Source organism: Streptococcus suis (genome assembly GCF_046032115.1).
GTDB lineage: Bacteria > Bacillota > Bacilli > Lactobacillales > Streptococcaceae > Streptococcus > Streptococcus suis_AJ.
In genome coordinates this window covers 1-1,261 of sequence record NZ_JARQOZ010000078.1, presented here as the reverse complement: position 1 = coordinate 1,261, position 1,261 = coordinate 1, and the positions used below count along the sequence as shown (strand labels likewise).

Sequence of the window (1,261 nt, the reverse complement as noted above, 5' to 3'; positions counted from 1 at the left end):
TTTTGCATAAACAGATGATTAGTGGCAGGGGGAAATCCTGCCGCTTTTTCTGCTTTAGTTTGTCAGCTTGACAAATAAAGGGTTAAGGAATATAATTAGATTCAGTATTATACAAGGAGTTAATAAATATGCGGCAAGGTATTCTTAAATAAACTGTCAATTTGATAGTGGGAACAAAAAGTAGCAGTCCCGTTTCACTTTTAATATGGGGCTTAGTTTTTTGTACCCAGTTTAAGAATACTTTTATCATGTAATTTTATATGCCCGAAAACATATAAGTGTTTTGGGGCTATTGGAGTTATTTACCCAGTGATAGGAGTATTTATCACTGGGTATTTTTATGCCCTTTTTTGGGTGTTGATAGGAGGAAAATCACATGAAAATAATTAACTTAGGCATTCTGGCTCACGTTGACGCAGGAAAGACAACATTAACGGAGAGTTTATTGTATACCAGTGGTGCAATTGCAGAACCAGGGAGCGTAGATAAAGGCACAACAAGGACAGATACAATGAATTTGGAGCGTCAAAGGGGAATCACTATCCAGACAGCAGTGACATCTTTTCAGTGGGAGGATGTAAAAGTCAACATTATAGATACGCCAGGCCATATGGATTTTTTGGCGGAAGTATACCGTTCTTTATCCGTATTAGACGGAGCAGTATTATTAGTTTCTGCAAAGGATGGCATACAGGCACAGACCCGTATACTGTTTCATGCACTACAGACAATGAAGATTCCGACAATTTTTTTCATCAATAAAATTGACCAAGAGGGGATTGATTTGCCAATGGTATATCAAGAAATGAAAGCAAAGCTTTCTTCGGAAATTATAGTGAAGCAAAAGGTTGGGCAGCATCCCCATATAAATGTAACGGACAATGACGATATGGAACAGTGGGATGCGGTAATTATGGGAAACGATGAACTATTAGAGAAATATATGTCAGGGAAACCGTTTAAAATGTCAGAACTGGAACAGGAAGAAAACAGGAGATTCCAAAACGGAACGTTATTTCCCGTTTATCACGGAAGTGCTAAAAACAATCTGGGGATTCGGCAGCTTATAGAAGTGATTGCCAGTAAGTTTTATTCATCAACGCCTGAAGGTCAATCTGAACTATGCGGGCAGGTTTTTAAGATTGAATATTCAGAGAAAAGGCGGCGTTTTGTTTATGTGCGTATATATAGCGGAACATTGCATTTGAGGGATGTTATTAAAATATCTGAAAAAGAGAAAATAAAAATCACAGAGATGTGT

At 37.7% G+C, this 1,261-nt stretch carries 1 pseudogene; it reads left to right on the top strand.

The annotated features are described in order from the left end of the window. Positions 1-376 precede the first annotated feature (376 nt). Positions 377-1,261: pseudogene (gene tet(O) / locus P7J36_RS11550) on the top strand (tetracycline resistance ribosomal protection protein Tet(O)); the annotation flags it as partial.